Genomic DNA, 25,299 nt, shown 5'->3' with positions numbered 1-25,299 from the left:
CAACTAACCCCGCGCTCCCGAGCTGGCGCGCGCTCCGAAAATGCTGGTGCAGGCGCTGTTGACCTTGGGAAATTCGCGTCCGGCCGGGCGCGGGCGCCGCCGCACCGGCCACTGCTCACCCCGCAGCAATGGGCAGAACTCGTCCGCCAGGTGCAGGCCGCCGCGGCGCAGGCGGCGGCTGGCACAACCGCCGCCACAGATTTCGACCAGCTCGCAGCTGCGGCAGACGTCAGGCACAATCTTGAGCTCGTTGAACTCGGGCGAGCCGGCAACACCGGCGCCCAGCCGCTCGAGGTCCGCCAAGGTGAGCTTGCGCTTCGGCCAGTAAACACAGGGCAACACCTGGCCGCTCGGGCTCACGCGCACGGTGGTGGCGCCGCAGCCGCTGCTGCCGCGGCTCAGCCCCAGTGCGGCACAGACTATCGGCTCGCTGCAGGCGAGCAGGGGGCGGCTGTCGAGCAGCAGGCGAAAGCCCGTCCAGAACTGTTCATAGCTGAGCGTGAAGGCATCGGTCTTCACCGGTTGGTATACGTTGATCCGCAGCCCCGCGCCATGCTCGGATGCCACGGCGGCAAGTGCCGGCAGCCGCTCATAATTGGAGCGCATCATCACCGCCGTGACGGTTGCGCCAATGCCGAGGCGGCGGCAGCGCGCCAGCTGCTCCTGCACCAGGCGCCAGTTGCCGGCACCGCGCCAGGCGTCTTGCTCCGCCTCGGTGGCGAAGTCGAGCGACAGCTCGACATCGCGCAGCCAGCGCAGTTCTTCGTCAGGCAGGGCGCGGATGCTGTAGCCGTTGGAGGTAAGGGTGAGGGTTACGCCGTGCTGATGCAGCTCGCGCACGATGGCGCGGAATTCCGGGTGCAGGGCATTCTCGCCCGTACCCAGGTTGACGGCGCGGATCGGCAGGCTCCGGCAGACGCGCCGCACCTCGTCGAGTGACAGGCGGTCGACTCGATCGCTGTCGCGATAGCAGTGGGCGCAGTGTAGGTCACACTCGTTGGTAAGCCCCAAACCCACGGCGAAGCCCGCCGGTTCCGACCGAGCAGCCGCGCCGCCGCCGCTCGCTTGCGACTCTGGCATGGCCGCGTTCTTAGCACGCCCGGCGAGGTTACGGCCATAGGCCGGTTCGAGGTCGCGCTCAGGCCCTTGCTCCACAGATCGGGCGTCTTCGATGCACAGAATCTCGCGTGTGGCGCTGGCTCCCTTCTTCCACGCCCGCCCCGGGCGCGCGGGCGCGGCGCCCACGCTCCGCTCGCCGGAATCTCCGCTGTCAATTGTTCCGCCGGGGCCTGGTTAGCGCTGTGGCTCGGGTCCGCGCTCTTGCCCGGCAGCCAAGGTCGCCGGCAGCGCCTGCAGGATGCCCACCAGCAGAGCCAGGCTCGCGATCATGTCGAGCATGCTGGGGAAGGCTTCGGGGCCGCGCAGCAGCGCGAGCAGCTCATAAAGATCGTTGGCGATCCGCAGTGCGAGCCAGATCATGGCGCCGTAAATCACCGTGCGTTCGCGTGGCGGCTGGGCCCCCGCGCGCCACAGCATGAAGGCGAAGATCAGGTGCACGATACCGAGGCCGTTGGCCAGCGCGTGGTGCAACGGAGTACCCGGCTCAGCCGCGAGGTAGGCCGAGCGGCCGGCGAACAGCAACAACGCCCATAACACCGAGATGCCGGCGGCGATGCGCAGGAAGAGTGACATCGTGAAGACTCGCCCTACACCGGCTGCTCGCGCGCCTCCACGGGAGCGCGCAAGAACTCCAACAGCGCGGCGGCCAGTTGGCGCGGTTGCTCCCACATGGCCAGGTGCCCGCAGCCCGCGAGCGTGTGCAACCGCGCTCCGGGAATGCGTTGCGCCAGCAATTCGCCGTTGGCATACGGCACCAGCGGGTCGGCATCGCCGTGCACCACCAACGTCGGTGTGCTGATAGCGGGCAATTGGTCGTAGCGATCGCTGGCCATGATCGCCGCCATCTGACGGGCAAAAACGAACTGCGGCGTGAGTGCATCCATGGCCACTGCCACTATCTGCTGGATCACCGCCGGATGCGCATCGGCAAATCCCGGGGCCGCGATCGCCCGCAGCGCGCGGCGCACGATTTCTTCCGGCGGCTTGCTCAGGTCGGGAATCAGCGCCAGCATCGCCTGCGGCGACGGCGGTACCGTGCGGGAACCGCCGGGGCCGGTCGACAACAGCGCCAGCCGTTGCACCCGCTGCGGATGCCGCAGCGCCACCAGCTGCGCGATCATGCCCCCCATCGACACGCCGACCACGTGCGCTCGCGCGTGGCCGGCGGCGTCGAGAATACCGACCGCTTCGTCGGCCATGCCTTCCAAAGTGTAGTCCTCGTCCGGCTTGTCCGACTTACCGGTGCCGCGGTTGTCGAAGGTGATGACGCGGAAGTGGCTCTCGAGCAGCCCGGGCACCGAGCCCCAATCGGCCGCGCGGCCGCCGAGCCCCTGGATCAACAAGAGCGGGAATCCCTCGCCGTAGGTGTAATAGGCGAGGTTCAGTCGGCCGACGCGCGCTATCTGCATCCGGGCTCCTTTACCAGCGCCCCCTGGATAAAAGAGGCGACGCCGAGTTGCAAGCGACGAGATGCCGGGCGCTCGCCCGAGCGCGCTTGCGGCCACGGCGCGGCCCGGCTACAAAAACCGCCGTGTTGACGGTTGCCAACCTGCAAAAGAGCTTCGGCGGTCAAGTCGTGCTTGAGGGCGTGAATTGGTTCGTTCCGACCGGCGGGCGCGTGGCCCTGGTGGGCGCCAACGGGTCGGGGAAGTCGACCTTCTTGCGCATCATCGCCGGCGAGATCGAGGCCGACGGCGGCAGCATCAGCACGCCGAAGGGCACCACTGTCGGTTACCTGCCACAAGAGGCGATGGGTCTGCAGGGCCGCACTGTGCTCGCCGAGGCCATGGCCGCCTTCGATCACGCCCGCGGGATTGCCGCCGAGTGCGAACGCCTCGAAGCCGCCCTCGCCCACACCGCGGCCGACGACCCCGAGCACAATGCGCTGATGGCAGCCTACGGTGCCGCCCGCGAGGCCTGGGATACGCACGGCAGCTACGACCTCGAAAGCCGCGCCGAGCAGGTGCTGGCCGGTTTAGGCTTCACCGAGACCGATTTTGATCGCGACTGCGGCGAGTTCTCCGGCGGCTGGCAGATGCGCATCGCCCTGGCCAAGCTGTTGCTGCAACAGCCGCGGCTGCTGCTGCTCGACGAGCCCACCAACCATCTCGACCTCGAAGCCCGCGACTGGCTGGAGGCGTTCTTGCGCGCCTATCCCCACACCGTCATTCTCGTCGCCCACGATCGCTACTTTCTCGATCAGACGGTCACCCGCATAACCGAGCTCGGGCGCGGGCGGCTGGCCGACTACGAGTGCGATTACAGCCACTATCTGGCCGAGAAAGAGGAGCGGCAGCGGCAAGAGGCGGAAGCCTACCGCCTCCAGCAGGAAGAGATCACCCGCATCGAGGCCTTCATCAGCCGCTTTCGCTATCAGGCATCCAAGGCGGCACTGGTGCAGAGCCGCATCAAGCAGCTCGAAAAGATCGACCGGCTGCCGCCGCCCGAGGGCGGCGCGCGCAGCGTGCATTTCCGCTTTCCACAACCGCCGCGCAGCGGCCGTGCCGTGCTCGAACTCAAAGGCACCGCCAAGCGCTACGGCGACCTGGTGGTTTACGATGGGCTCGATCTCCTGATCGAGCGTGGCCGCAAGATCGCGCTGGTCGGGCCCAACGGCGCGGGCAAGTCGACGCTGATGCGCTTGCTGGCCGGCATCGAGCCGCCTGACGCCGGTGAGCGCCGAGTCGGGCACAACGTGGCGCTCAGCTACTTCGCCCAGGATCGCGGCGCCAGCCTCGATCCCGACCAGACCGTCATCGAGGTGGTGACTGCGGCAGCGCCGATCGAGTTGGTGCCGCAGGTGCGCACCTTACTGGGCGCTTTCCTGTTCAGCGGCGAAACTGTGTTCAAGCCGACCCGCGTGCTCAGCGGCGGCGAACGCAGCCGCCTCGCCCTGGCGACGTTGCTGCTGCACCCGATGAACTGCTTGTTACTAGACGAGCCCACCAACCACCTCGACCTCACCGCCAAGGAAGTACTGCTGCAAGCCTTGCTCAATTACACCGGCACCATCGTCTTCGTCGCCCACGATCGCTATTTCCTCGATCACCTGCCCGACGAAATCATCGAGGTCGGTCACGGCACGGCCGTGCGTTATCTCGGCAACTACGAATCCTATCTGCGCAAGAAGGAAGAGCCGGCGGTAGTGCCGCCGGCGCCGCGGTTGGTTGCGCTTCAGCCGGAGCCCTCACCCGCCGTCAAGTCGGAGGCCGAGCGCGAGGCGGTTGCCCGCCAGCGGGCCGCGGCCAAGCGCTCGACGCGTGAAGCCGAGAAACGAGCGCGCGAATTGGCGCAGCTCGAACAACTGATCGCCGACAAGGAAACCGAGCTGGGTGCGTTGGGAACGATGATCAACGACCCCGACTTCTACCAGCGCCATCCCAACCCGCAGGCGGTGTTCAGCGAATTCGCCAAGCTCAAGGATGACATCGAGGCGCTCTACGCCAAACTGGCGCGCACCGAGCTACGCCCCGACGCCGCCTTGAGCCAGTGAGGTCTTCGTCGGCGCATGACTCGCCTCTTCGGTGATCGGCTGCGCGCGCTGCGGCGAGCACGTGGCTGGCAGCTCAAGGAGCTGGCGGTGGCCGCGGATCTCAGCCCCAGCTTACTCAGCCGCATCGAGCGGGGCGTGGCCGCGCCCGACGCCGCCATCATCGCACGCCTGGCAGCCCAACTCGATGCCACTTGCGAGGACGAGCTGCTGCTGCTCGCCGGCCAGCTGCCGGCTGCGCTGCAGGCCATCGTGCAAGCGCATCCGGCCGAGAGCGCCCGGCTACTGCGCGAGCATTTCCACGGCCGGCCGGTGGCGCAGCCGCGCCCGGCGGTGTTTGTGCCCGCCGAGCTGGTACGCGCCTTGGCCGACTGGGCGGTGCGTTCACCGGCGGACACGGTGCTCGACCCGTGTTGTGGCGACGGTGCCTTGCTCGCCGGTGCCGGCGCCCGCCTGCTAGCATTGGGCGCGAGTGCGGTGGCGCTGGGGCGCCAGCTCTACGGTTACGATGCCGACCCGGAAGCCTGCGCGCGCAGCGCGCAGGCCCTGCAACGGCTCGGGGTGGCGATACCGCTGGGGCTGCGGGCGCGGGATTTCCTGGGCGTCGATCCGCGCGCCCGCCTGCCGTTCGAGCGCTCGGCCCCTCCGGCGGCTAGCGCGCTTGTCAGCGTCATTGGCCACGGGGCGCGGGCGCTTGGCGCCGCGGCGCGGGCACGGGCGCGCCGGGTCGCGGCCGAGGCCGGCATCGAGTTGCCCGAAAGCGCGCCGCCGTGGGCGGCGCTGATTGTGCACGCGGCCTCGTTCGTCCAGCCCGGCGGGCGCCTGGCCGTGCTCGTCCCCGCCACCATTCTCCACGCCCACTACGCTGCCAACGTGCGCAGCTATCTCACGCAGTTATTTTCTTCGGTCACGGTGGTGAACTTCGAGCGGCCGCTGGCCGGTCTTGGCGAGATGGTGGTGGTGCTGGCCGATACCACCGGCACGCCCGGCGTCCACTCGCTGCGGCTGGCAGCCGGGGCCGCGCCGGTGTTCGCGGCCGAGAGCGGCGCGATCCAGGTGGCCGAGGCACCGCCGCTGCGCTGGTCGGGCGCGTCGCTGCCCACCCCCGGTTGGGTACTGCTGCGCTCGCTGCAAAGAGCCGGAGTGCTGCGGCGGCTCGGTAGCGTGGCCGACGTCGGCGCCGGTATCGTCACCGGCGCCAACCGCTTCTTTGTGCTCGATGCCGCCACGGCAGAGCGTGTGAACCCAGAGTTCGTGCGGCCGATGCTGGCCGGTCCCGCCGCCGCCGACGGCTTGATCGTTCGGCGCGAGGACTGGGAAGCGCGCCGGCAAGCGGGCGCCGGCTGCTTTCTGCTGGCGATCCCCGCCGGCGCCGAGCTCGATGCCGCCACTCGCACCTACCTCGCCGAGGGCGAACGGCAAGGCCTGCCCGCGCGCGCCACCTGCCGGCGGCGTCCGCTGTGGTACGCGCTGCCGCGGCCGGCGCAGCCGGCGGCGCTGTTACCCTACCTTTGTCCGCGCCTGCCGCGCATGCTAGTCAATGAAGCCGAAGTGACCCACGTCAACGCGCTGCATAGCGTTCAGCCCCGCCCTGGCATCACGGTGGCCGCCGTGGCCAGCGGGTTTTTGAGCACGGCGTCCTTGCTCGGCTGCGAGCTGCTGGGCCGGCACTACGGCAATGGCGTGCTCAAGCTGGAGCCCGCCGAGGTGGAGAATCTGCTCGTGCCGGATCCCGCCCAACTCGCGGCCGGCGACAGTGCGGATTTGTTGCGCGCGGCTGACGGCTTGTGGCGCAGCGGCCGCCAGAGCGGGGCGGTGGCGCTGGTAGATCAGCAGTTCTTCGGGGAGAAGCTCGGAGCGGAGGCGGTGGCGGACTTGCGCCGCTGTTACGAAGCCGAGCGCGATCACCGCCGCAGCCAGCGAGTGGGCGGACGGCGATCGAATCAGGGCCGACAAGAAGTAGCTCGGCCGAACGGAGAGTAATCATGAAGTCATGGCCCCTTGGCGTGAAGATCGGTGCGGGGGTGGCGGTGGTATTGCTGACGTTGGTGATGTGGCTGAGCTGGCGGCGCCAGCCCGACGAGGTGGCGCGGCCCCAGCGGCCGGCGCCCCGCAGCCAGCGCGTGCACGATCGCCTGGCGCAGTTGCGAGGTAGCCGCGGCGGTCGCGTTGAGAGCGGCCAGGCGGACAGCGAGTTCAGAGCCCGCGCGCTGCCCGGCGGCCGGGTGGCGCTGCGGCCCGAAGTGGAGCCGGAACTCGAGGTCCCGGCCACCCCTTCGTGGCTCGATGACGAGCCGGACTTAGAGACCCTCAAACAAATGGTCACGGCTGATCCCGATCCGGATAAACGGCTGATGGCGGTGATGTTGCTGGGCGGTTCCGAGGACCCGGCGGCAGTGCCGGTACTGGCGCAGGCTCTCGGCGACGAGAACGAGGATGTCCGGCTGGCGGCCGTCGAGATGCTCGGTGACTTCGAAGGCGACGAGCCGGTCGAAGCCATTCAGGCCGCTCTCGACGACGCCAGCGCGGAGATCCGCTTCGAGGCGCTGGGGGTGCTGGCCGACCGCGGCGGTGAGGTGACGTTGGCCGCGGTCCAGCGGGCTCTGAGCGACGAAGACGACGACGTTCGGGCGCTGGCCGAAGGCGTACTCGACATGGAGCACATGTATCAGCAGGAGCCCGCAGGCGGCGGCGCCAGGCCTGGGCGATGAGGGCGATGTGAGCGAGTCCGTCACCGAGCTCAAAGCTGCCGTCTGCGCCGCGGTCGAGCGCGAGCGCGACACCCTGCTGGCACTCAGCCGGCGCATCTACGCTCACCCGGAGTTAGTATTTGCCGAGCATCAGGCCAGCGGCTGGCTCGCCGACTACCTGGAGCAAGCCGGTTTCGCGGTCGAGCGCGGCGCCTGCGACTTGCCCACGGCCTTCGTCGCGCGCCTCGGCAGCGGTGCCCCCTGCGTGGCCGTGCTGTGCGAGTACGATGCCCTGCCGGGTATCGGCCACGGTTGCGGTCACAACATCATCGCTACTGCCGGTGCCGGCGCGGGCGCGGCCCTGGCCAGCGTTATCGCTCACTGCCACGGCAGCGTGGTGGTGCTGGGAACGCCCGCCGAAGAGGGCGGCGGCGGCAAGATCCTGATGGCCAAGCGCGGCGCCTTCGACGGCATCGATGCCGCAATGATGGTGCACCCCGCCGGACTGGACCTGCCGGCGATGAAAGTGTTGGCGGTGGCGACGGTGGCGGTCGAGTACCGCGGCAAGGCGGCGCATGCCGCGGCGTTTCCGCACCGCGGGGTCAACGCCCTCGATGCGTTGATCACCGCCTACAACTCGATCAGCCACTTGCGCCAGCACATCCGCGAGAGCGAACGGGTCCACGGCATCATCACCGATGGCGGCCAGGCCCCGAACATCGTTCCCGAGCGCAGCGCCGGCCTGTTCTACATCCGCGCCGCCACCGAGGCGCGGCTGGAGAAGCTCAAGGCGCGCGTGCTGGGCTGCTTTCGCGCCGGCGCGGAAGCCACCGGCGCGCAGTTGGAGCATCACTGGCTCGGGGAGCAGTACTCCGACATGGACAGCAATCAGCCGCTGGCGGCCGCCTACGCCGCCAATGTGCAGCGCTTGGGGCGAGTGGTGCGCGACCTGCGCACGCTGCCGGCGGCAGTCAGCGGCAGTACCGATATGGGCAACATCAGCAAACTGGTGCCGGCGATCCACCCGATGATCGCCGCGGCCCCGGCGCACGTGCCGCTGCACTCCAGCGAGTTCGCCGCCTACGCGGTCTCGCCCTCGGGCGATCAGGCCGTTCTCGACGGGGCCAAGGCGCTGGCCATGACCGTGCTCGACGTGCTGTGCCGGCCCGAACTGCGCGCCGCCGCCCGCGCCGCATTCGAGCAGCAGTAACCAGCGCCGAGCACTTCGGCTCAGAATTCGACGACCGCGTCCGGGGCGTCGCTCAGGTGCACGGTATCGACGAAGCGCACCATGCGGTCGCGCAGCGAAATCACCAGCGAGTTGGTACGAAAGCCGTGACCGAAGAAACGCACGCCCTTGAGCATTGCACCGTCGGTGACGCCGCTGGCGGCGAAGATGATCTCGGGTCCGGGCGCCAGTTCGCGCTCGGTGTAGATGCGGTTGGGGTCGACGATCCCCATCGACTTCAAGCGCGCCTCGAACTTCTCGCGCTCCTGGTCGCCGGGCTTAGCCTGGACCAGGCGGCCTTCCATGCCGCCGTTGAGGCAGCGCAGGGCGGCGGCGGTGAGCACGCCTTCGGGCGCGCCCCCGGTTCCCATCACCGCGTGCACGTTGGTCCCACGCACCGCGGCCGAGATCCCGGCCGACAAGTCGCCGTCCGAGATCAGCCGGATGCGCGCGCCGGCGGCGCGAATTTCCTTGATCAGTTTCTCGTGCCGAGGCCGATCGAGCACGATCACCACCAAGTCGGAGACGGCGCGGTGCAAGCGGGCCGCGATCGCCTTGAGATTCTGCGCCACGGAGGCGTCAAGGTGCACCGCGCCTTTGGCTGCCGGGCCGACGATGATCTTCTCCATGTAGCAATCGGGCGCATTGAGCAGGCCACCCTTGTTCGAGGCCGCCAAGACGGCGATCGCGCCGGGCGAGCCGGTGGCGCACAGGTTGGTGCCCTCCAGCGGATCGACGGCGATGGCGACCTCCGGATCATCGCTCTTGCCACGGCCGACCTTCTCGCCGATGAAGAGCATCGGCGCTTCATCCCGCTCGCCCTCGCCGATGACGATCTCGCCGCGCATCGGCAGCGTATCCATCGCCTTGCGCATCGCCTCGACGGCGACATCGTCCGAATGGTGGCGCTCTCCCTGCCCCATCGTTCGGGCCGCAGCCACGGCCGCCAACTCGACCACCCGCAGGAATTCCCGCGACAACATCTGTTCAATGGGCATGATGCGACCCCCTTCTGCCGAAAGCCGGGCTGGTGGCACGTGGCCGGCTACTTGGCCGTGCCCGCGTAAATGTCCATGACGGTGTGCAAGAACTTGACCGCCTCATCCTTCGGCCGCTGAAAGCTGTTGCGCCCGATGATCGATCCGAAACCGCCGCCGTCGCGGATGGCGCGGATCTCGTCGAGGATGGCCGAGGTCTCCTTCGCTTCGCCGCCGGAGAAAATGACGATGCGCCGGCCGTTGAAGGCGCCTTGCACCACGTGGCGGACGCGCTCTGCCAGAGTGGCGATCGGGATGCGCTCCTTTTCGTAGACCTTCTTGGCCGCCGACTGCTCGAGGTGTGCCGTGGGCGGCTTCACCTTGATGAGGTGGGCACCGAGCTGAGCGGCGATCTGCGCGGCGTAGGCAATCACGTCAATGGCGGTTTCGCCTTCCTTGGAGATACCCGAACCGCGCGGGTACGACCACACCACGACAGCCAGCCCCTTGCGCTTGGCTTCCTCGGACAGGGCACGAATCTGTCCGTACATTTCGTTACGGGCCGACGAAGCCGGATAGATCGTGAAGCCGATCGCCGCGCAGCCCAGGCGCAGCGCGTCGTCGACACTGCCGGTGATGGCCGGGCAAGGGTCGGCGCCGCCAAACAACGAGTCCGAATTGTTGAGCTTGAGGATGAGCGGGATCTCGCCGGCGAATTCGGCCGCGCCGGCCTCGATGAAGCCGAGTGGGGCAGCGTAGGCGTTACACCCGGCGGCCAGGGCCAACTCGAAGTGGTAGCGCGGATCGTAGCCCGCGGGGTTGGGCGCGAAGCTGCGGGCCGGCCCGTGCTCGAATCCTTGATCAACCGGCAGGATAACCAGCTTACCGGTGCCGCCGAGTCGGCCGTGATTGAGAAGCCGAGCGATGTTGGTGAGCGTGCCGGGCGTGTCACTGCGGTACCAGCTGAGGATTTCACGCGTACGTTCGGTCATGACTGTTCTCCTAAAAGGGCGTAATCTTCCGGGCCGAACCCTACAACTCGGAGCCCGCCGCCGTCAACGCCCTGGGGCATCCTGCGTCGCCCGCTCACGGCAAACTCAGGATGTGCACGCGCCCGCGCTCCCGGTGCACTGCCCCTGCCCGACCCCAGCTATCGGAGATCACCGAAGCCGGAACCTTGAATCGACGATAAGGTCATTACGCTAACGAGGAAGTAATTCACGTCTTGCGGCATCGCCCCGAGTAGAAACGGAGCCCAGGCCGCTGCGCGGCCCACGGGTCGGCGGATCAGCAGTTACCGAAGCCGCGTCCGCCTCCTTACGACTCCGGCAGTAAGAGCAGCTCTTCGGTGACATAGGCGAAGTCCGCGCCGCTGTCGGCGAGCCGCTCGACTTGCGGCGGCACTGATCCATCGGCGGTCAAGAACACCAAGACTGCGATCTGCACGCGGGTACTGCGGCCCGGTGTCGCCGCCGGTACCTGCACCGCCACTGGGCCCTCGAAGTCCGGCGCGCCGTGGGTGTCGGCACCGGGCCGCGCCTCGCCGCCGATCGTCCACGGGCTGACCGGATCAAGCGTGCGCACGGCGACGCGGAAGACCGCCTCTGGTGGGAAGCCTTGCGCGGTAAAGGTCAGTGTCAAGCCGCACCCGGTATCCGCCGCCAGCGCCACGCAGGCGATCGGCGCGTCCTTCTCCAGCCCGGTGTCGATGCTCATGCCCGGCGTGGGGACGATCACGACCGGCGTTGCGGTAGCGGAGGCGGCCGGCGTGGGCACGCGCGTCGATGGGACGATGGTCGGGGACGCGGTCGGTCCCGGCCCCAGGGTGGGTGTCGTGAACGGACTGGGAGTCGCTGTTGGCGTCGGGGTTGTCGTCGGATTCACCGGCGTCGGCGTGACGTCGGCCGGACAGATGGTGAGCCCTTCGAAGTCCACGCAGCGCTGCTCTTGCAGCGCCTGAGTGATAGCGGCGCCCTCTGCATTGATGTCGAACCCGCTCGAACCGCTGCCGGTACAGGCTGCCAGCACGAAAGCCAGAGTTGAGAGGAGCCCGAAGGCGCGGGCTTCAGCCAAGACCCGCGATCCACCAAGGCGGCGCCGATTCCGGCTGCCGCTCATGGCCGCGGCTTCTGCGTACTCGGGTATGATCGGTAGCAAAACCATCATGGCCTCTCACAACGGCGTCGCCGTTACCAGCACGTTCATGAAATCGGTCTGCGCCGAGGCGTCAGTAGCGAACTCCTCGGCGAGTTGGCGCAGGCTGTCGTCGAGTCGCTTCTGGAACTCCGCCAGCCGGGCGCGGTCGAGGTGCAGATAGTGATTGCGCACGTAAGTACCGGTGTCGGCGTCGGGCAACGCCAACTTGTCGAGCAACCCCTTGGCGAACAGGGTGCAGAACTCCAGCGCCAGCGCTTGGCGTTCCCGCACGTCGGTGGCGACGAAATGGCGGCCGCGCCGGCGCACCTTGCCGGCGCGCACTTCGATCAGGCCGCGCTCGCGCAGTGTGCTCTCGACCTCCTGGGCGAGGACACCGGACACCGCCCGCTTTTTCGCCCCGCGCTTGGGCGCCGCGCGAAATTGCTCGCGCCAGCGCGCCGTCGCAATCCAGCCGCCATCGTCCGGCAAGGCCGCGATGGCTTGGCTGACCACCACCGCCAACTCCGCGTCCTCGACCCCGGCGACGCCCTTGGGTGCATGCAGCACACGGCGCAGCTCCTTGCCGAAGGCGTAGACAATGCGGTCACGCCACAACAGCGCGAGCAGCTCGTGCGCGTCCTGCTTGCGGATGGCGGCCAGCCGGCGCACCAGCGCCTCGCTCGGAAACCGCTTGCCCTTCTCGATGTAGCCGAGCATGACCGGATCGACGCTGCCGCCGAGTACCTCTTCGGCAAAGCGACGCACAGTGAAATCCCGCCCCATGAGCACACGGGTCTCGTAGAACACATCCCTGATGCCCTTGCCGGCCGGGACCCCAGCAGCCATGAGCCGCATCCTAGCCAAATAAAACTTGCTTGACAAGCAAACAAAACTTGTTTAGTTGGAGAAGCGTGAGGGCTGATTGCAGCCCGCCGATCGTAGCGCTGAACGAACGGGAAGGAGTGTAGCGATGACGCAACGGAGGCCAGAGTGGACCAACTGGAGTCTGGTGGCGACATTGGCGTTGTTCGCCGCCGCCTGCGGTGGCTCGGACATTGATCTCGGGCCGACCCCGACCGCGACAAGGACCGGCGCGGCGACGCCGACACAGGGCGTGACGGCGACGGTCACGGTGACGAGGACACCGACACAGGCCTCCGCCAGCGCCGTCAACGGACTGCTGGTAGTGCAGCGCTCGGTCGGCTCGGGCAGTGACGCGCTCGGGGCGCCCCCGGCCTTCTGGGAAGGCAACCCGGAGAAGGCATCGTTCGATCGCGCGCTGTCGCATGCCGACTGGACGGTGATCGGCGCGGACCAGGCGGGCGTGACCGGCAGTGACGGCCGCTTCGTCATCGCCGGTTTGGCGCCTGGCCGCTACACCCTGCAAGTGAGCCGCACCCTCGATGGCAATCTGGCTTCGGTCAGTGTGCCGTTCACAGTCGGGGACGGCGGCGCGGCGGAGGTCGTCGCCGAGATGTCGTGGGGTCTGGTGAAGTCGATCTCCACCTACACGCTCGACGGCGCGCAGATGCGTGACGTGGTCGGCCCCAACGGCACGCGCCTGGTCACCCGCGACGGCCGCGTGGTGGAGCTGAGCGACTGGAGCCGCACGCTGATCGACAGCGACGGCGACGGCCGCTTTGATACGCTGGAGGTCACCGAGATCTTCATCGCCAACGGCCCGACACAACTGGTTCTCGGCCAAAGCGGCTCCTTCTATGCCACCGCCAGGCTGTCGGACGGCACCACCCTCGACGTCACTTATCTGGCCGACTGGCGCTCGTCGAGCGAGAGCGTTGCCACCATCGACTCGTGGGGCGCGGTCTCGGCGCTGGCGCTCGGCACCACCTCGCTGACTGCAACGGTCGGTGACCTCACCAGTGCGCCGTGGCCGCTCACGGTCATGGCCCGGCCGGCGCTGCGCCGGATCTATGTCCAAAACGCTTCCTGCATCTACACCATGGGCGCCCCACGTGACGACACCCGGCCGCCGGTTACTGACCCGCCGGCAACCGGCATCCTGCCGGCGCCCAATTGCACGCAGGTGGTGCAAATCGGGGCAACGATCCAGTTCCAGGCCACCGGTGAATTCGATGACGGCTACTACGAGGACATCACCGACGAGGTCGCCTGGCAGCTCGTCCCGCCGGAGATCGGCGAGGTAGTTGCCGGGCTGTTCACCGCCAAGCAGGCCGGCACCACCAAGCTTAGCGCTTCCTTGAGCGGTGTGGTGAGTGAAGCGACCGACATCCGGGTGGTCACCGAACCCACGGTGGTGGCGCTGTCGATCTACGCCAACAACGACGGCTTCGCGGTGATCGACGCGCGCGTCGGTGCCGACGGCATGCGGCCGGAGCCCTGCTTCGATTGCGGTTACAGCATCACCGTGTTGCGGGGTGACACGCTGCAATTCCGGGCGACGGCGCAGTACGACACCGGCGCCTGGGAAGATGCTACCGACAAGGTCACCTGGCGCTCGAACAACGATGACGCCGCCCCGATCGACGCTGCGGGCGTGATGAGCGCGGTCGCCGCCGGTGATGCGACCATTACCGCCACCCTCGGTGAAGTCAGCAGTAACCTCGTCGGCGTCCACGTGGTCAACGACGCCACCCTGGTCTCGCTCTCGATCTACCAGGAGGGCGGCGAACGGGTGGTGGGCAAAGGCGACCAGCGCTTCTTCCGCGCCACCGGCTTCTACGATGTCGGCTTTGCCCGTGACGTCACCAAAGAGGCGACCTGGCACAGCAGTGATCCATCGGTCGGTGGTTTTGACTCCGCGGGTGTGTTCACCGCCCGGGCCGCGGGCATTGTCAAGGTGTGGGCGGAGTTGGCCGGCAAGCAGAGCAATCAAGAAGGGCTGGAGGTGTTCGAGACCAGCGAAATCGGTTATTGCGATCCGGCCAATGTCAATCGTGGGGTGTGGTCTGACGACTTCAACCGGGTGGTGCTGGAATCGGACTGCGCCCAGTACAGCCAGCCGGGGGTGGCGACGTTGCGCTACACCGTGACGGAGACCCAACCGCACGGCGGCGTGTTCGACCCCTGCCTCGATCTGTACGTTTACCAAGGCGAGACGCGCGTGCGGACGATTCGCGAGGAAGGCTGCGGCGACCCCTTCCTGCCGCTGGGTGCGCCGGGCCGCGACGATGCCGAAGTCAAATACCAGCTGCGCGCGTTCTGGGATCTCAAGGACGAGACCGGCACCGCGGTGGCGCCGGGTACCTACACCATTTACGGCCGCTTCTATCTCTACTACGACCCGGTAGTCAGCATCACGCTAACCGTACTGCCGGCGGGGCACGTGGCCCCGCCGCTTGCGGATTTGGTTCCGCTCAGCGCCACACTGAACCTGCCGCCCGCGCCAGCGTGCATAAGTGATTACCAGCACCTGCCGTCGCCGCTGGTCGATGTTTGCGTCGCCAACCAGGGCGCCGGCGCGGCGGGCCCGTTCGTCGTTTCGCTGGCGGCCAGTTCGGGAGCAGGGGAAGACAAGTTCACGGTGGCCGGTCTGGCTGCCGGCGAGCAGCGCTGCATCTCGCGCCCGGGCCTGTTCTACCTCGATGTGATCGCCGCCGCCGACATCACCGGTACGGTGGCGGAGAGCGACGAAACCAACAACCGGCAGATGTTCTTCGTGCCGCCGCCGCCGACAGCGACCCCGCCACCCACCTGCACCCCCGGCGGGCCGCTGCCGACTTCCACTCCGACGCGTTCGCCGCGCCCGGTCTGCACGCCGCCGCCGTGCGCACCGGGACAAGTGTACTACTGCCCGGGCGAGTGCCCCGGTGGTTGCGGTACCACTTGCGTCACCCCGCTGCCGACGCCGCCGCCTGAAGGCGCCTGCTTCTACGGCTCACAGGACTGTAGCGCGGGCTCGCCCGAACTCACGACGCAGGAGAAGTGTTGCATGCTCGCGCGCTACAGCATGTCACCACTGGCCTTCTCCTGGTGCCCGGCAGACCACTTCACCGCGGACGGCCAGTGCGACGCCTGCACCAAAGACCCCTGTGACGGCTTGCCGCCCGAGCAGCTGCCGGACTTGATCCCGAGCGACGTCCGGCTGAGCGGCTGCCTGCTGGACAACTGCTACCCCAGACCGGCGATGGCGGTGTGCGTCGCCAATCAAGGCGAGGCGCCGTCGGGATCCTTCTATGTCTCGGTGAACGGGGGGCTGGCGCTGTATTTCAGCGGCTTGGCCGCCGGCGATGAGCAATGTCTCGAAACCCCCTACGTGGCGCCGGCAGTAGTCGTCGCCGACGCTGGGGGCTGGGTGGCGGAAAGCCGAGAGGACAACAACACGCGCGAGTTCGTGCCCCCGACACCCGAGGCCACAGCCTGTGATGTTCTGCCGTCCGACTGCACGCCGGGCATGAAGACCCCGACGCCGACGCCCTTTCCCGCCTGCACACCGCCGCGCTGCGGGCCGGACCAGGCCTACCACTGCCCGGACGACGATTGCCCTGGCGGCTGCGGCATGATCTGCGTGATGGCTGACGGAACGATTCCGCCGACGCCGACGATGGTGCCGTAGGGGGGGCGGTGGCAGCCCCCGAATTCTAAGTGCGCTTAGACGGAATGCGCGCCCTAGGGTCACGATATGCTTTCCCTCCGCCCCCACTTTGTATTCGGTTGCTCCTGATCACGTTAGTCTTTCGGTGATCGACCCGACGGCCAAACGGCTGGTCGGGTCGATCGCGCTTGAGCGAGACGCCTGAGTGTCAGATCGACCACCGCCGTGCGCATTCGCTCTCGGCACCCGCCTTCGCGAGTGAACCTCGGCTGCGCCTGCGCGCAAAGCTGCCACCCCGGGGGCGCCGCAGCGGTGGCTTGAAAATGTGGCCGGGGCGGATCATGAAAGGCCACTATGGCTGACCAGACATTGATCCGGTCCATCAACCCGGCCACCGAAGCCGTGCTTGCCACCTTCGAGCCCACTCCACCCGCCGGCGTCGAGCGGGCGCTCGACCAGGCCGTGACAGCCGGGCGCGGCTGGCGCCGGAGCACTTTCACCGACCGGGCAACCCTGATGCGGCAGGCGGCGGCGTACTTGCGCCGAGAGCGGGCACACCTGGGCGCACTGGCGACGGCGGAAATGGGCAAGCCTGTCGCCGAAGCGGAGGCGGAAGTGGACAAGTGCGCCTGGGCCTGTGAGTATTACGCCGACAACGCCGAGGGCTTTCTGGCCGACCAGCCTCGCTCTTCGAGCGCGCGGGAGAGTTACGTGCAATTCATCCCGCTCGGCACCGTGCTGGCCGTGATGCCGTGGAACTTTCCCTTCTGGCAGGTGTTCCGCTTTGCCGCGCCGGCGTTGATGGCGGGCAATACCGGCATACTCAAACACGCCTCGAACGTGCCCCAATGCGCGCTGGCAATTGCCGAGGTCTTCAGCCGCTGTGGCTTTCCGCCCGGGGTGTTTCAGACCCTGCTGATCGCGGGCGCAGCTGCCAGTCGCTTGATCGAGGACCCGCGCATCGCGGCGGTGACAATCACCGGCAGTGAGCAGGCGGGCAGTCAGGTGGCCGCCGGCGCCGGGCGCGCGATCAAGAAGAGCGTGCTCGAGTTGGGCGGGTCGGACCCGTTCATCGTCCTGGCGGATGCCGACCTCCCCGCCGCGGTCGCCACCGGCCTGCGGGCGCGCTTTCAGAACACCGGCCAGAGCTGCATCGCGGCCAAGCGCTTCATAGTTGAAGCACCGGTGTTTCGCGAGTTCCAGGAGCGGTTCGTAGAAGGCACGCGGGCTCTGCGGGTGGGCGACCCGATGGATCGCACAACCCAGGTCGGACCGCTGGCGCGCGACGATCTGCGCGACACGCTCGACCGCCAAGTGCGCCGCTCGGTCGAACAGGGGGCGGAGGTGCTGGCCGGCGGCCACCGGCGCGCTGGACGCGGCTACTTCTACCAGCCGACGGTGGTGGCCAACGTGCGCGCGGAAATGCCGGTCGCTGGCGAAGAGGTGTTCGGACCGGTGGCCGCTCTGATCCAGGCACGCGATGCGGATGAGGCCGTCGCACTCGCCAACCAGTCGGACTACGGGCTCGGCGCCGCGCTCTGGACCAGTGACCTGCCCCGTGCGCGGCGTCTGGCGCGCGAGCTCGAAAGCGGCCAGGTGTTCGTCAACGGCTTGGTCGCCTCCGACCCGCGTTTGCCCTTCGGCGGCGTCAAACGCTCGGGTTATGGGCGCGAACTCTCCGACTACGGCATTCGCGAGTTCGTCAACATCCAGACGGTGTGGATCGGCCCGGCGCAGGCCTAGCCGCGGGAGCCCGTCGCGACATGGCCGATCGCCGAGACGCTCGTTCGCACCTCAGCTCACTCATTGCTCGCGGCGGGCTCGCCGCATTGGCGCTCTTGCTCGCGCTCTTTCACCGGCCCGAGACCGCCGCCGGCGACGCCCTAGCGGAGGTGCGGGCGCGGGGCACGTTGCGCTGGGGCGGCGACATCCAGGGGGGCGAGCCGTATGTCTTTCAGCACCCGCATGACACTGCCCGCCTGATCGGCTTCGAGGTCGAAATCGCAGAGGCGCTGGCGCAACGGCTGGGGGTGCGCGCCGAGTTCGTGCAAAACGACTGGCAGAACCTGGTGCCGTCGCTCGAACGCCGCGATTTCGACATGATCCTCAACGGCTTCGAGGTGACCCCCACCCATCGGGCTCGGGTGGCCTTCACCCGCCCTTACTACGCTTTCACCGAACTGCTGGCGGTGGCGCGCGCCAACACCACCGTCCACGAGCTCGCCGATCTGCACGGGCAACGCGTCGGCACCCTCAACGGGTCGCTCGCCTTCGAATTGCTGCGCGACACACCTGGTGTCGAGGTGGTGCTGTACGAGGGGGTGGAGGAGCCCTACATCGACTTGGAGCAGGGCCGCCTGGCCGGGGTGGTGCTCGATAACATCATCGCCGAGCGCTACGGCCTGGTGCGCCCCAGCCTGCGCGCGGCGGCAACCGTCGGCGAAGGTACCTACGCCATCGGCCTGCGGCCCGCTGATGCCGGCTTGCTGGTGGCGTTGGACGACGCGCTGGCGGCGACGGTGCAGGCGGGGGAGCTGCGCGCCATTCTGACACGCTGGCAACTATGGAATGAACGCCAAGCGGAGATCGCCGTTGTCGCCGCGACACCGCCACCTGTGGCGACGAAGGCTGCCGCTCTCACTGCCGGTCATCTCAAGCTGTTTCTGCGCGGCACAGCGGTTACCGTAATGATCTCGGCGCTGGCGATGGCGCTGGCGGTGGCGGGTGGGCTGGCCCTGAGTTTGACGCGCCGTTACGGCGCTGCGCCGGCGGCGCTGCTGAGCAACTTGTACGTCGAGATCTTCCGCGGCACGCCGGTGCTGCTGCAACTCTACGTCCTCTACTACGGGCTGGCGCCGGTGTTACGCCTCGATGCCTTCACCGCAGCGGTGCTTGGGCTGGGCATGAACTACGCGGCCTACGAAGCCGAGATCTATCGCGCCGGACTCGAGGCGGTGCCGGCCGGCCAAACCGAAGCCGCGCTTTCACTCGGAATGTCGCGCGCACTGGCGCTGCGGCGCATCGTGCTGCCACAGGCGCTGCGCACGGCGCTGCCGGGCATCGCCAACGACTTCATCGCCTTGCTCAAAGACTCTTCGCTGGTGTCGGTGATCACGGTGGTGGAACTTACCAAGCAGATGACCATCACCGCGGTCGACGTACGGGGTTGGCTGGCACCGGGGCTGTTGTGCGCCGCCTTGTATCTGGCGCTGAGCTATCCGCTGTCGCGCCTGGCCCGCCGCCTGGAACGCCGTCTGGTACCGGTGGCGGCATGACAAGCGCACCGGTGCTGATCGTCCGCGGCCTGTGCACCCGCCTGCGCGGTGTCGATATCCTGCGCGGCATCGATTTCAGCGTCGCGCGCGGCGAGGTTCTGGCCTTGGTCGGGCCCTCGGGCAGCGGCAAGACCACGCTGCTGCGCGCGCTCAACTATCTCACGCCGTTCACCGCCGGTACGGTCGAGATTGCCGGGCAGCGGCTGAGGCCGGGGATGAGCGAGCGGCGCGACGCGGCGGCGTTGCGCGCGGTGCGGCTGCGCGCCGGCATGGTGTTTCAGAGCTTTCATCTGTTCCCGCACCTGAGTGCGCTCGGCAACGTGATGGAAGCCCCGCGCCACGTCTTGCGCCTCGATGCCGCCAGCGCCCGGACCCGCGCCCAGGCACTGCTGGCCCGCGTCGGACTCGAACGCCAGGGCGAGTCCTTTCCGCACGCCTTGTCCGGCGGGCAGCAACAGCGCGTGGCGATCGCTCGCGCGCTGGCGATGGAGCCCGACGTGCTGCTGCTCGACGAGCCCACCTCCGCCCTCGATCCGCGCTTGGCCAGTGAGGTGCTTGCGGTCATCGCCGACCTGGCGGCGGCCGGCCAGACGATGATGCTGGTGACGCACCAGATCGCCTTCGCCCGCCGCATCGCCAGCCGATTTGCCGTGCTCGCCGACGGACTGATCGTCGAAAGCGGCCCGCCCGACCAGCTGCTCGAACAGCCACAGCACCCGGCCACGCGGGCGTTGTTGGTGAGGGAGTGACAAGTACCCTGTGAAGACCAGCGGGGCCGGCGCGCCAGCCAGCTGATTCACCTATTAGGCTTTCTGGCTACTCGTACGGTCGCGACAATGCTAAGCCTGTGCCGGTGGTCAAGATGCTGGCCTGCGTGAGAGCGAGAAGTATTACGTGCACACCGGTGCAAGGCCTGCGGCTGGAGAAGGCGCGGTAGCAAAGCTCAACGACGCTCATGAGCACAGGCGAAGCCACAGCGACAATCGCGGAGATCCTGGCCAGCTACCCGCCGCGCCGGGAGAACTTGATCGGGCTGCTACAAGAGATCCAGGAGCGCCACGGCTACCTCTCACAAGACGCGCTCCACGCCTTAGCCGACGCCAGCGGCATCTCGGAAAACGAGATCTACGGCGTGGCTACCTTCTACGCCCAGTTCCGCTTCCGCCCCCCGGCTGACCACACCATCCACGTCTGTCAGGGCACGGCCTGTCACGTGCGCGGCGGCCAGCAACTGCTGTTCGACTTCGAGGAGCGGCTGAACATCAAAGCCGGCGAAATGACCGCCGACCAGAGGTTCGGGCTCGAACGAGTCGCCTGCGTCGGCTGTTGCGCGCTGGCGCCGGTGGTGCTGGTTGACGGCCAGGTCCGTGCGGGCATGAAGCCCAAGCAGGTTCGCGGCCTGCTCTCGCAGCTCGGGCACAAACCGAACGGCAACAAGCCATGATCGCTTTGGAGCAAGCCTACGCCGCCGCGCGCGAGCGTTGGCAGGCGCTGGAGAACAGCCGCACCCCGATCTTCTTCGTCGGCGCGGCCACCTGCGGCCGCGCCGCCGGTGCCGGTGAGACGATCGCGCGGCTGCGGGCCGAGATTGCGGCGCACAACCTTTCCGCCGAGATCATTGAAACCGGCTGCCTCGGCCCCTGCTCGCTCGAGCCCCTCGTCATCGTGCACAAGCCAGGGGCACCGCGCATTTGTTTCGGAAACGTCGGACCGCACCAGGCGGCACAGATTGTGAGCCGGCACGTGCTGGGTGACGACCCCTGCGCCGAGTGGGCCTTGGGGCGGATCAACCCGAGCAGCTTGGACGGTATCGGCGCCTTCGTCGATCACCCGATGATGCGCGGCCAGGTGCGGCGCGTGCTCGCCAACTGCGGCCTCATCGATCCCGGCAACGTCGAGCACTACTTGGCGCGCGACGGCTATCGCGGCTTCCTGCGCGCCTTGGAAATCGGCGCCGAGCAAGTGCTCGCCGCGGTCAAGCGCGCCGGCCTGCGCGGTCGCGGCGGCGCCGGCTTTCCGACCTGGCGCAAGTGGGACACCTGCCGCCAAGTGGCCGCGGAGCAGCGCTACCTGATCTGCAACGCCGACGAGGGTGATCCCGGCGCGTTCATGAACCGCTCGCTGATCGAAGGTGATCCGCACGCGGTCTTGGAAGGCATGCTGATCGCCGCCTTCACCCTCGGCGCGAGTAACGGCTACATCTATTGCCGCGCTGAGTATCCGCTGGCGATAATTCGCCTGAAAGCCGCCATCGTTCAGATGCGCGCTCTCGGTCTGCTCGGCGAGCGCATTGCCGGCTCGGCTTTCTCGTTCGAGCTCGAAATCAAGAAGGGTGCCGGCGCTTTCGTCTGTGGCGAGGAAACCGCGCTGATTGCCTCGATCGAAGGCCGCCGCGGCATGCCGCAACCCCGCCCGCCGTTTCCCGCCGTCAGCGGCCTGTGGGGCAAACCCACCATCATTCAGAACGTCGAGACGCTCGCCAATCTGCCGCTGATCTTGCGCCACGGCCCCGAGTGGTACGCCGAGGTCGGCACCGAAGCCAGCAAAGGCACGCGCAGCTTCGCTCTGGCCGGCAAGGTCAAACGCACCGGCTTGATCGAAGTGCCACTGGGCACCACCCTGCGCCAGATCGTCGAAGAGATCGGCGGCGGCAGCTCCGACGGCAAGCCGATTAAGGCGGTGCAGACCGGCGGCCCCTCGGGCGGCTGCATCGCGGCGGAAAAGCTCGACCTGCCGGTGGACTACGAATCGCTGGCGCAGGCCGGCTCGATCATGGGCTCCGGCGGCATGATCGTGCTCGACGAGGACAGCTGCGCGGTCGATCTGGCCAAGTATTTCCTCTCCTTCACTCAGACCGAGTCGTGCGGCAAGTGCCCGCCCTGCCGCGTCGGCACGCGCGCCATGCTCTACCTGCTCGAACACATCGCCGGCGGCGAAGGTAAGCCCGGGGACATTGCGAAGCTCGAGGGGCTGGCGCTGACGGTAGCGCGCGGCTCGCTCTGCGGCCTCGGTCAGACCGCCCCCAACCCGGTGCTGACCACGCTGCGCTACTTCCGCCAGGAGTACCACGACCACGTCGACAAGAAGCAGTGCGCGGCCTTCGTGTGCCGGCCACTGATCCGCCACCACATCGATGCCGAGCGTTGCCCCGGCTGCACGGCTTGCCTCAAGGTGTGCCCGACCGCAGCGATCAGCGGTATCCGCGGCAAGCCGCACGTGATCAACCAGCAAGCGTGCTCGCAGTGCGGCTCGTGCCTAAGCGTGTGTCCTCCGATCTATGCCGCGGTTTTCCGCAGCAGCGGCGAGCTGACCCGCTACGAAGAGCAAAAGCGCAAGCGCGGCACTGCCGCCGGCGCGGCCGCCGCGCTTGATGCCGACGGCAGGGAGCTGGAGCCGTGAAGCTGACCATCAACGACCAAACCGTGAGCGCGCGCGCCGGCGAATCGGTGCTGCAGTGCGCCTTGCGGCACAATATCAACATCCCGCACCTGTGCACCCACCCTAACTTGCCGGCCTTCGGCGCCTGCCGCCTGTGTGTAGTGGAGATCGACGGCCTGCGCGGATTTCCGGCCTCGTGCGCCACCCCGGCGATCGCGGGCATGGTGGTGCGCACCGAGACCGCCGCGCTCAAGGAGCTGCGCCGCGGCATTCTCGAACTGATTCTGCTCGAACACCCCAGCGCCTGCCTCATCTGTGAGAAACAAGAGCTGTGTGAGAGATTCCGTCCCGCCGCCGCCAAAGCCGGCCGTACCACCGGCTGCCACACTTGCAACAACAAGCAAGTGTGCGCCGTACCCGACCTGTGCGCGGAGCTGGATTTGACCGAGCTGCCGGTGCCGCCGCTGTACCGCAACTTCCCGCTCGAACGCTCCGATCCCTTCATCGACCGCGACTTGAACCTGTGCATCCTGTGCGGCCGCTGCGTGCGGATCTGCAAAGCTCATCACGGGCAGAGCACCATCGACTTCGTCGGCCGCGGCAGCCAGACTCGCATCGGCGAAGCCTTCGGCCGCCCGCTCGCCGAGGCCGGCTGCCGCTTCTGCGGCTCGTGCATCGACGTCTGCCCCACCGGCAGCCTCGCCGATCGTTACGCCAAATGGTTCGGCGCACCGCAGCGCTTCGTCGCCACCACCTGTTCGCTGTGCGAGGCGGCCTGTGCCATCACCGTGCACAGCAACGGGCGCAAGCAGGCGGTGATGGCCCGCGGCATCAGCACGCGGGTACCGATTTGTGTTCTCGGGCGTTTCGCCGTCCCCGAGTTCCTCAACGGCGCCGGCCGGCTGAGCGCGCCGCAAGTGCGCGTTGGCGATCGCTGGCGCGAGCTGAGCTGGCCGCGGGCACTGGCGCAGGCGGCCGAACGGCTGAAACCGTTCGCCGGCGCCGGTTTCGCGCTGGTATGCGACACCAGCAACACGCTCGAAGATCGCTATGTGTTCCGCAAATTTACTTATGAAGTGATGCGGTCGCCGCATTACCTGGAGATCGCGCCCGATGCCCGCGGCGTGGCACGCCGGGCGCTGCCCGCGGGCGTGCGCGCCGCGCTGCTGGCGGGCGACTTCGTCGCGCCGGCGCTGCTGGCGCAGCTGGAACTGGTGCTGGTGCTGGACTGCTACCCCAGCGCCGCCAGCGAGCGGGCCGCGCTGATCCTGCCGGCAACCGTGCTTGCCGAGGTTGATGGGATCTTCGTCGACGGCGAGGGCCTGATGCGCCCGCTGCGCCGGGCCTGCGACGGACCAGGAGAGGCTCAGCCCGATTGGCGCACTGTTTGTGAGCTAGCGCGCGCCTTGGGCGCCACCGGTTTCGACTACCCGTCGGCCAAGGCGATTGCGGCCGAGGCCGGTGCCGCCGGCGCGCGCTTGCGACTCAAGCGGCCGGCTGCCCCGCTCGCCGCCAGTGATCCGGCAGAGCGCCGGACGCATTTCCGCGGCCACTGCCTGGCCGACAAAGTGTCCGGCCTGCGCGAGCTGGCCGCGGCCGAGCCGGCGCCGTTGGCCGCTGTGGCGGGAGGCTGAGCCGTGTTCGAGATCGTCAGAAAGCAGGAGGTTGCGCCCAACGTCCACGAGACCGTCCTGCGCGCACCCGCCATCGCCAAGAAGGCCCGCCCCGGGCAGTTCGTCATTGTGATGGTCGACGAGAAGTCGGAGCGGGTGCCTTACACTCTGTGCGATTGGGACCGGCAGGCCGGCACCATCACCCTGGTGGTACAGGAGGTCGGCCAATCGAGCCGCAAGCTGGTCTTGCTGCAAGCCGGCGATGAGGTGGCCCACTTGGTGGGCCCACTGGGCGTGCCGCTGGAGATCGAGCGCTTCGGCACGGTAGCGCTGGCGGCCGGCTGTTATGGCTTGGGCGCTGTCCTCGGCATTGCGCGGGCGATGAAGGCTGCGGGCAACCGCGTCGTTACCGTGGTCGAGGCCGACAGCCACTACCTGCATTACTTTCGCGCCGAGCTACAGGCGGCTTCCGACGAGATGATTCAAACCACCATCGACGGCTCCAACGGCACCAAGGGGCACGCGCTCGACGTGATCAAGCGCAAGCTGGCCGGCGGCGAGCAGCTCGATCGCGTGATCGCCGTCGGCTGCCTGTTCATGATGATGCTCGCCGGCGAGGCGACCAAGCCGTTCGGGGTCAAGACGTTGGTGGCACTCAACCCGATCATGCTCGACGGCACCGGCATGTGTGGCGCCTGCCGCGTCAGCGTCGGCGGGCAAACGCAATTTGCCTGCGTTGACGGCCCGTTCTTCGACGCCCACGAGGTCGATTGGGAGGAGATCCGCGATCGCCGGGTGGCGTACAGCGACGAGGAAATTCAAGCCGTCGCCCGCAGCGCCCCGGTGGAGCGCCGGCGCGGGCACGGCTGCGTGCCGTGAG

General features: G+C 68.1%; 19 protein-coding genes. 12 read left to right on the top strand and 7 right to left on the bottom strand.

Translation table 11 applies throughout. The annotated features are described in order from the left end of the window. Positions 1–3 precede the first annotated feature (3 nt). The 3 genes from HY699_01495 to HY699_01485 all read right to left on the bottom strand — a co-directional run bounded on the left by HY699_01495 (position 4) and on the right by HY699_01485 (position 2,528). Positions 4–1,080 carry a radical SAM protein gene (locus HY699_01495; GenBank protein ID MBI4514477.1) on the bottom strand — a complete coding sequence of 359 codons (1,077 nt, stop codon included), beginning with the start codon at positions 1,078–1,080 and terminating at the stop codon, positions 4–6. 213 nt (positions 1,081–1,293) lie between these two features. Further along, positions 1,294–1,692: a hypothetical protein gene (locus HY699_01490; protein ID MBI4514476.1), complete on the bottom strand. Its 399-nt coding sequence runs from the start codon at positions 1,690–1,692 to the stop codon at positions 1,294–1,296. Positions 1,693–1,706: 14 nt separating this feature from the next. Next, a complete protein-coding gene (locus HY699_01485) occupies positions 1,707–2,528 on the bottom strand; it encodes an alpha/beta fold hydrolase (protein ID MBI4514475.1) in 822 nt (273 codons plus the stop codon). 122 nt (positions 2,529–2,650) lie between these two features. On the opposite strand from HY699_01485, the gene HY699_01480 reads away from it, so the two are divergent. Genes HY699_01480 through HY699_01465 form a run of 4 tightly spaced genes read left to right on the top strand, consistent with a single transcriptional unit; the run spans position 2,651 to position 8,509 of the window. Next, the gene (locus HY699_01480; protein MBI4514474.1) at positions 2,651–4,612 is read left to right on the top strand and encodes an ABC-F family ATP-binding cassette domain-containing protein; all 1,962 of its coding nucleotides are present in this window, start codon (positions 2,651–2,653) and stop codon (positions 4,610–4,612) included. 15 nt (positions 4,613–4,627) lie between these two features. Further along, positions 4,628–6,592: a helix-turn-helix domain-containing protein gene (locus HY699_01475; GenBank protein MBI4514473.1), complete on the top strand. Its 1,965-nt coding sequence runs from the start codon at positions 4,628–4,630 to the stop codon at positions 6,590–6,592. 2 nt (positions 6,593–6,594) lie between these two features. Further along, positions 6,595–7,320 carry a HEAT repeat domain-containing protein gene (locus HY699_01470; protein MBI4514472.1) on the top strand — a complete coding sequence of 242 codons (726 nt, stop codon included), beginning with the start codon at positions 6,595–6,597 and terminating at the stop codon, positions 7,318–7,320. Positions 7,321–7,327: 7 nt separating this feature from the next. Then, entirely contained in the window at positions 7,328–8,509 is a 1,182-nt protein-coding gene (locus tag HY699_01465; GenBank protein ID MBI4514471.1) for a M20 family metallopeptidase, read from the top strand. A 20-nt stretch (positions 8,510–8,529) separates the two neighbouring features. Here HY699_01465 and glpX read toward each other — a convergent pair whose 3' ends face one another. From glpX to HY699_01445, 4 genes are all read right to left on the bottom strand, one after another. Further along, complete coding sequence (glpX, locus tag HY699_01460; GenBank protein MBI4514470.1) at positions 8,530–9,519, bottom strand: class II fructose-bisphosphatase; 990 nt, start codon at positions 9,517–9,519, stop codon at positions 8,530–8,532. A 53-nt stretch (positions 9,520–9,572) separates the two neighbouring features. Then, entirely contained in the window at positions 9,573–10,496 is a 924-nt protein-coding gene (locus HY699_01455; protein ID MBI4514469.1) for a class I fructose-bisphosphate aldolase, read from the bottom strand. Between the two features lie 325 nt (positions 10,497–10,821). Next, complete coding sequence (locus HY699_01450) at positions 10,822–11,670, bottom strand: hypothetical protein (protein ID MBI4514468.1); 849 nt, start codon at positions 11,668–11,670, stop codon at positions 10,822–10,824. 6 nt (positions 11,671–11,676) lie between these two features. Continuing rightward, positions 11,677–12,486 (bottom strand): hypothetical protein, encoded by an 810-nt coding sequence (locus HY699_01445; protein ID MBI4514467.1) that lies wholly within the window; start codon positions 12,484–12,486, stop codon positions 11,677–11,679. Positions 12,487–12,610: 124 nt separating this feature from the next. Here HY699_01445 and HY699_01440 point away from each other — a divergent pair, with 124 nt between their 5' ends. The 8 genes from HY699_01440 (at position 12,611) to HY699_01405 (ending at position 25,298) form a co-directional block, all read left to right on the top strand. After that, a complete protein-coding gene (locus HY699_01440; GenBank protein MBI4514466.1) occupies positions 12,611–16,174 on the top strand; it encodes an Ig-like domain-containing protein in 3,564 nt (1,187 codons plus the stop codon). 333 nt (positions 16,175–16,507) lie between these two features. Beyond that, positions 16,508–17,896 carry an NAD-dependent succinate-semialdehyde dehydrogenase gene (locus tag HY699_01435; protein ID MBI4514465.1) on the top strand — a complete coding sequence of 463 codons (1,389 nt, stop codon included), beginning with the start codon at positions 16,508–16,510 and terminating at the stop codon, positions 17,894–17,896. Between the two features lie 20 nt (positions 17,897–17,916). Continuing rightward, positions 17,917–19,428, top strand: coding sequence for an ABC transporter permease subunit (locus tag HY699_01430; GenBank protein MBI4514464.1), 1,512 nt, complete (start codon positions 17,917–17,919; stop codon positions 19,426–19,428). Further along, complete coding sequence (locus HY699_01425) at positions 19,425–20,177, top strand: amino acid ABC transporter ATP-binding protein (GenBank protein ID MBI4514463.1); 753 nt, start codon at positions 19,425–19,427, stop codon at positions 20,175–20,177. The genes HY699_01430 and HY699_01425 overlap by 4 nt, the downstream gene beginning before the upstream one ends. A gap of 206 nt (positions 20,178–20,383) precedes the next feature. Next, positions 20,384–20,872, top strand: coding sequence for an NADH-quinone oxidoreductase subunit NuoE (gene nuoE / locus HY699_01420; GenBank protein ID MBI4514462.1), 489 nt, complete (start codon positions 20,384–20,386; stop codon positions 20,870–20,872). Continuing rightward, on the top strand, positions 20,869–22,827 hold the full coding sequence (locus HY699_01415) for an SLBB domain-containing protein (protein MBI4514461.1): 1,959 nt from the start codon (positions 20,869–20,871) through the stop codon (positions 22,825–22,827). The genes nuoE and HY699_01415 overlap by 4 nt, the downstream gene beginning before the upstream one ends. Beyond that, the gene (locus HY699_01410) at positions 22,824–24,440 is read left to right on the top strand and encodes a (2Fe-2S)-binding protein (GenBank protein ID MBI4514460.1); all 1,617 of its coding nucleotides are present in this window, start codon (positions 22,824–22,826) and stop codon (positions 24,438–24,440) included. Before HY699_01415 ends, HY699_01410 begins: the two co-directional genes overlap by 4 nt. Positions 24,441–24,443: 3 nt before the next feature. Next, positions 24,444–25,298 (top strand): sulfide/dihydroorotate dehydrogenase-like FAD/NAD-binding protein, encoded by an 855-nt coding sequence (locus HY699_01405; GenBank protein ID MBI4514459.1) that lies wholly within the window; start codon positions 24,444–24,446, stop codon positions 25,296–25,298. Position 25,299 lies beyond the last annotated feature (1 nt).

This window comes from Deltaproteobacteria bacterium, from assembly GCA_016210005.1.
Taxonomy (GTDB): Bacteria; Desulfobacterota; Binatia; order HRBIN30; family JACQVA1; genus JACQVA1.
This window is presented reverse-complemented; position numbering and strand designations above follow the sequence as displayed.

What these genes read in the sequence shown, in the direction of transcription:
- HY699_01450 (MBI4514468.1), bottom strand. Translation starts at nt 11,670, where the DNA reads ATGATGGTTTTGCTACCGATCATACCCGAGTACGCAGAAGCCGCGGCC.
- nuoE (MBI4514462.1), top strand. Translation starts at nt 20,384, where the DNA reads ATGAGCACAGGCGAAGCCACAGCGACAATCGCGGAGATCCTGGCCAGC.
- HY699_01495 (MBI4514477.1), bottom strand. Translation starts at nt 1,080, where the DNA reads ATGCCAGAGTCGCAAGCGAGCGGCGGCGGCGCGGCTGCTCGGTCGGAA.
- HY699_01435 (MBI4514465.1), top strand. Translation starts at nt 16,508, where the DNA reads ATGGCTGACCAGACATTGATCCGGTCCATCAACCCGGCCACCGAAGCC.
- HY699_01440 (MBI4514466.1), top strand. Translation starts at nt 12,611, where the DNA reads ATGACGCAACGGAGGCCAGAGTGGACCAACTGGAGTCTGGTGGCGACA.
- HY699_01425 (MBI4514463.1), top strand. Translation starts at nt 19,425, where the DNA reads ATGACAAGCGCACCGGTGCTGATCGTCCGCGGCCTGTGCACCCGCCTG.
- HY699_01475 (MBI4514473.1), top strand. Translation starts at nt 4,628, where the DNA reads ATGACTCGCCTCTTCGGTGATCGGCTGCGCGCGCTGCGGCGAGCACGT.
- HY699_01470 (MBI4514472.1), top strand. Translation starts at nt 6,595, where the DNA reads ATGAAGTCATGGCCCCTTGGCGTGAAGATCGGTGCGGGGGTGGCGGTG.
- HY699_01415 (MBI4514461.1), top strand. Translation starts at nt 20,869, where the DNA reads ATGATCGCTTTGGAGCAAGCCTACGCCGCCGCGCGCGAGCGTTGGCAG.
- HY699_01455 (MBI4514469.1), bottom strand. Translation starts at nt 10,496, where the DNA reads ATGACCGAACGTACGCGTGAAATCCTCAGCTGGTACCGCAGTGACACG.
- HY699_01430 (MBI4514464.1), top strand. Translation starts at nt 17,917, where the DNA reads ATGGCCGATCGCCGAGACGCTCGTTCGCACCTCAGCTCACTCATTGCT.
- HY699_01445 (MBI4514467.1), bottom strand. Translation starts at nt 12,486, where the DNA reads ATGGCTGCTGGGGTCCCGGCCGGCAAGGGCATCAGGGATGTGTTCTAC.
- HY699_01490 (MBI4514476.1), bottom strand. Translation starts at nt 1,692, where the DNA reads ATGTCACTCTTCCTGCGCATCGCCGCCGGCATCTCGGTGTTATGGGCG.
- HY699_01485 (MBI4514475.1), bottom strand. Translation starts at nt 2,528, where the DNA reads ATGCAGATAGCGCGCGTCGGCCGACTGAACCTCGCCTATTACACCTAC.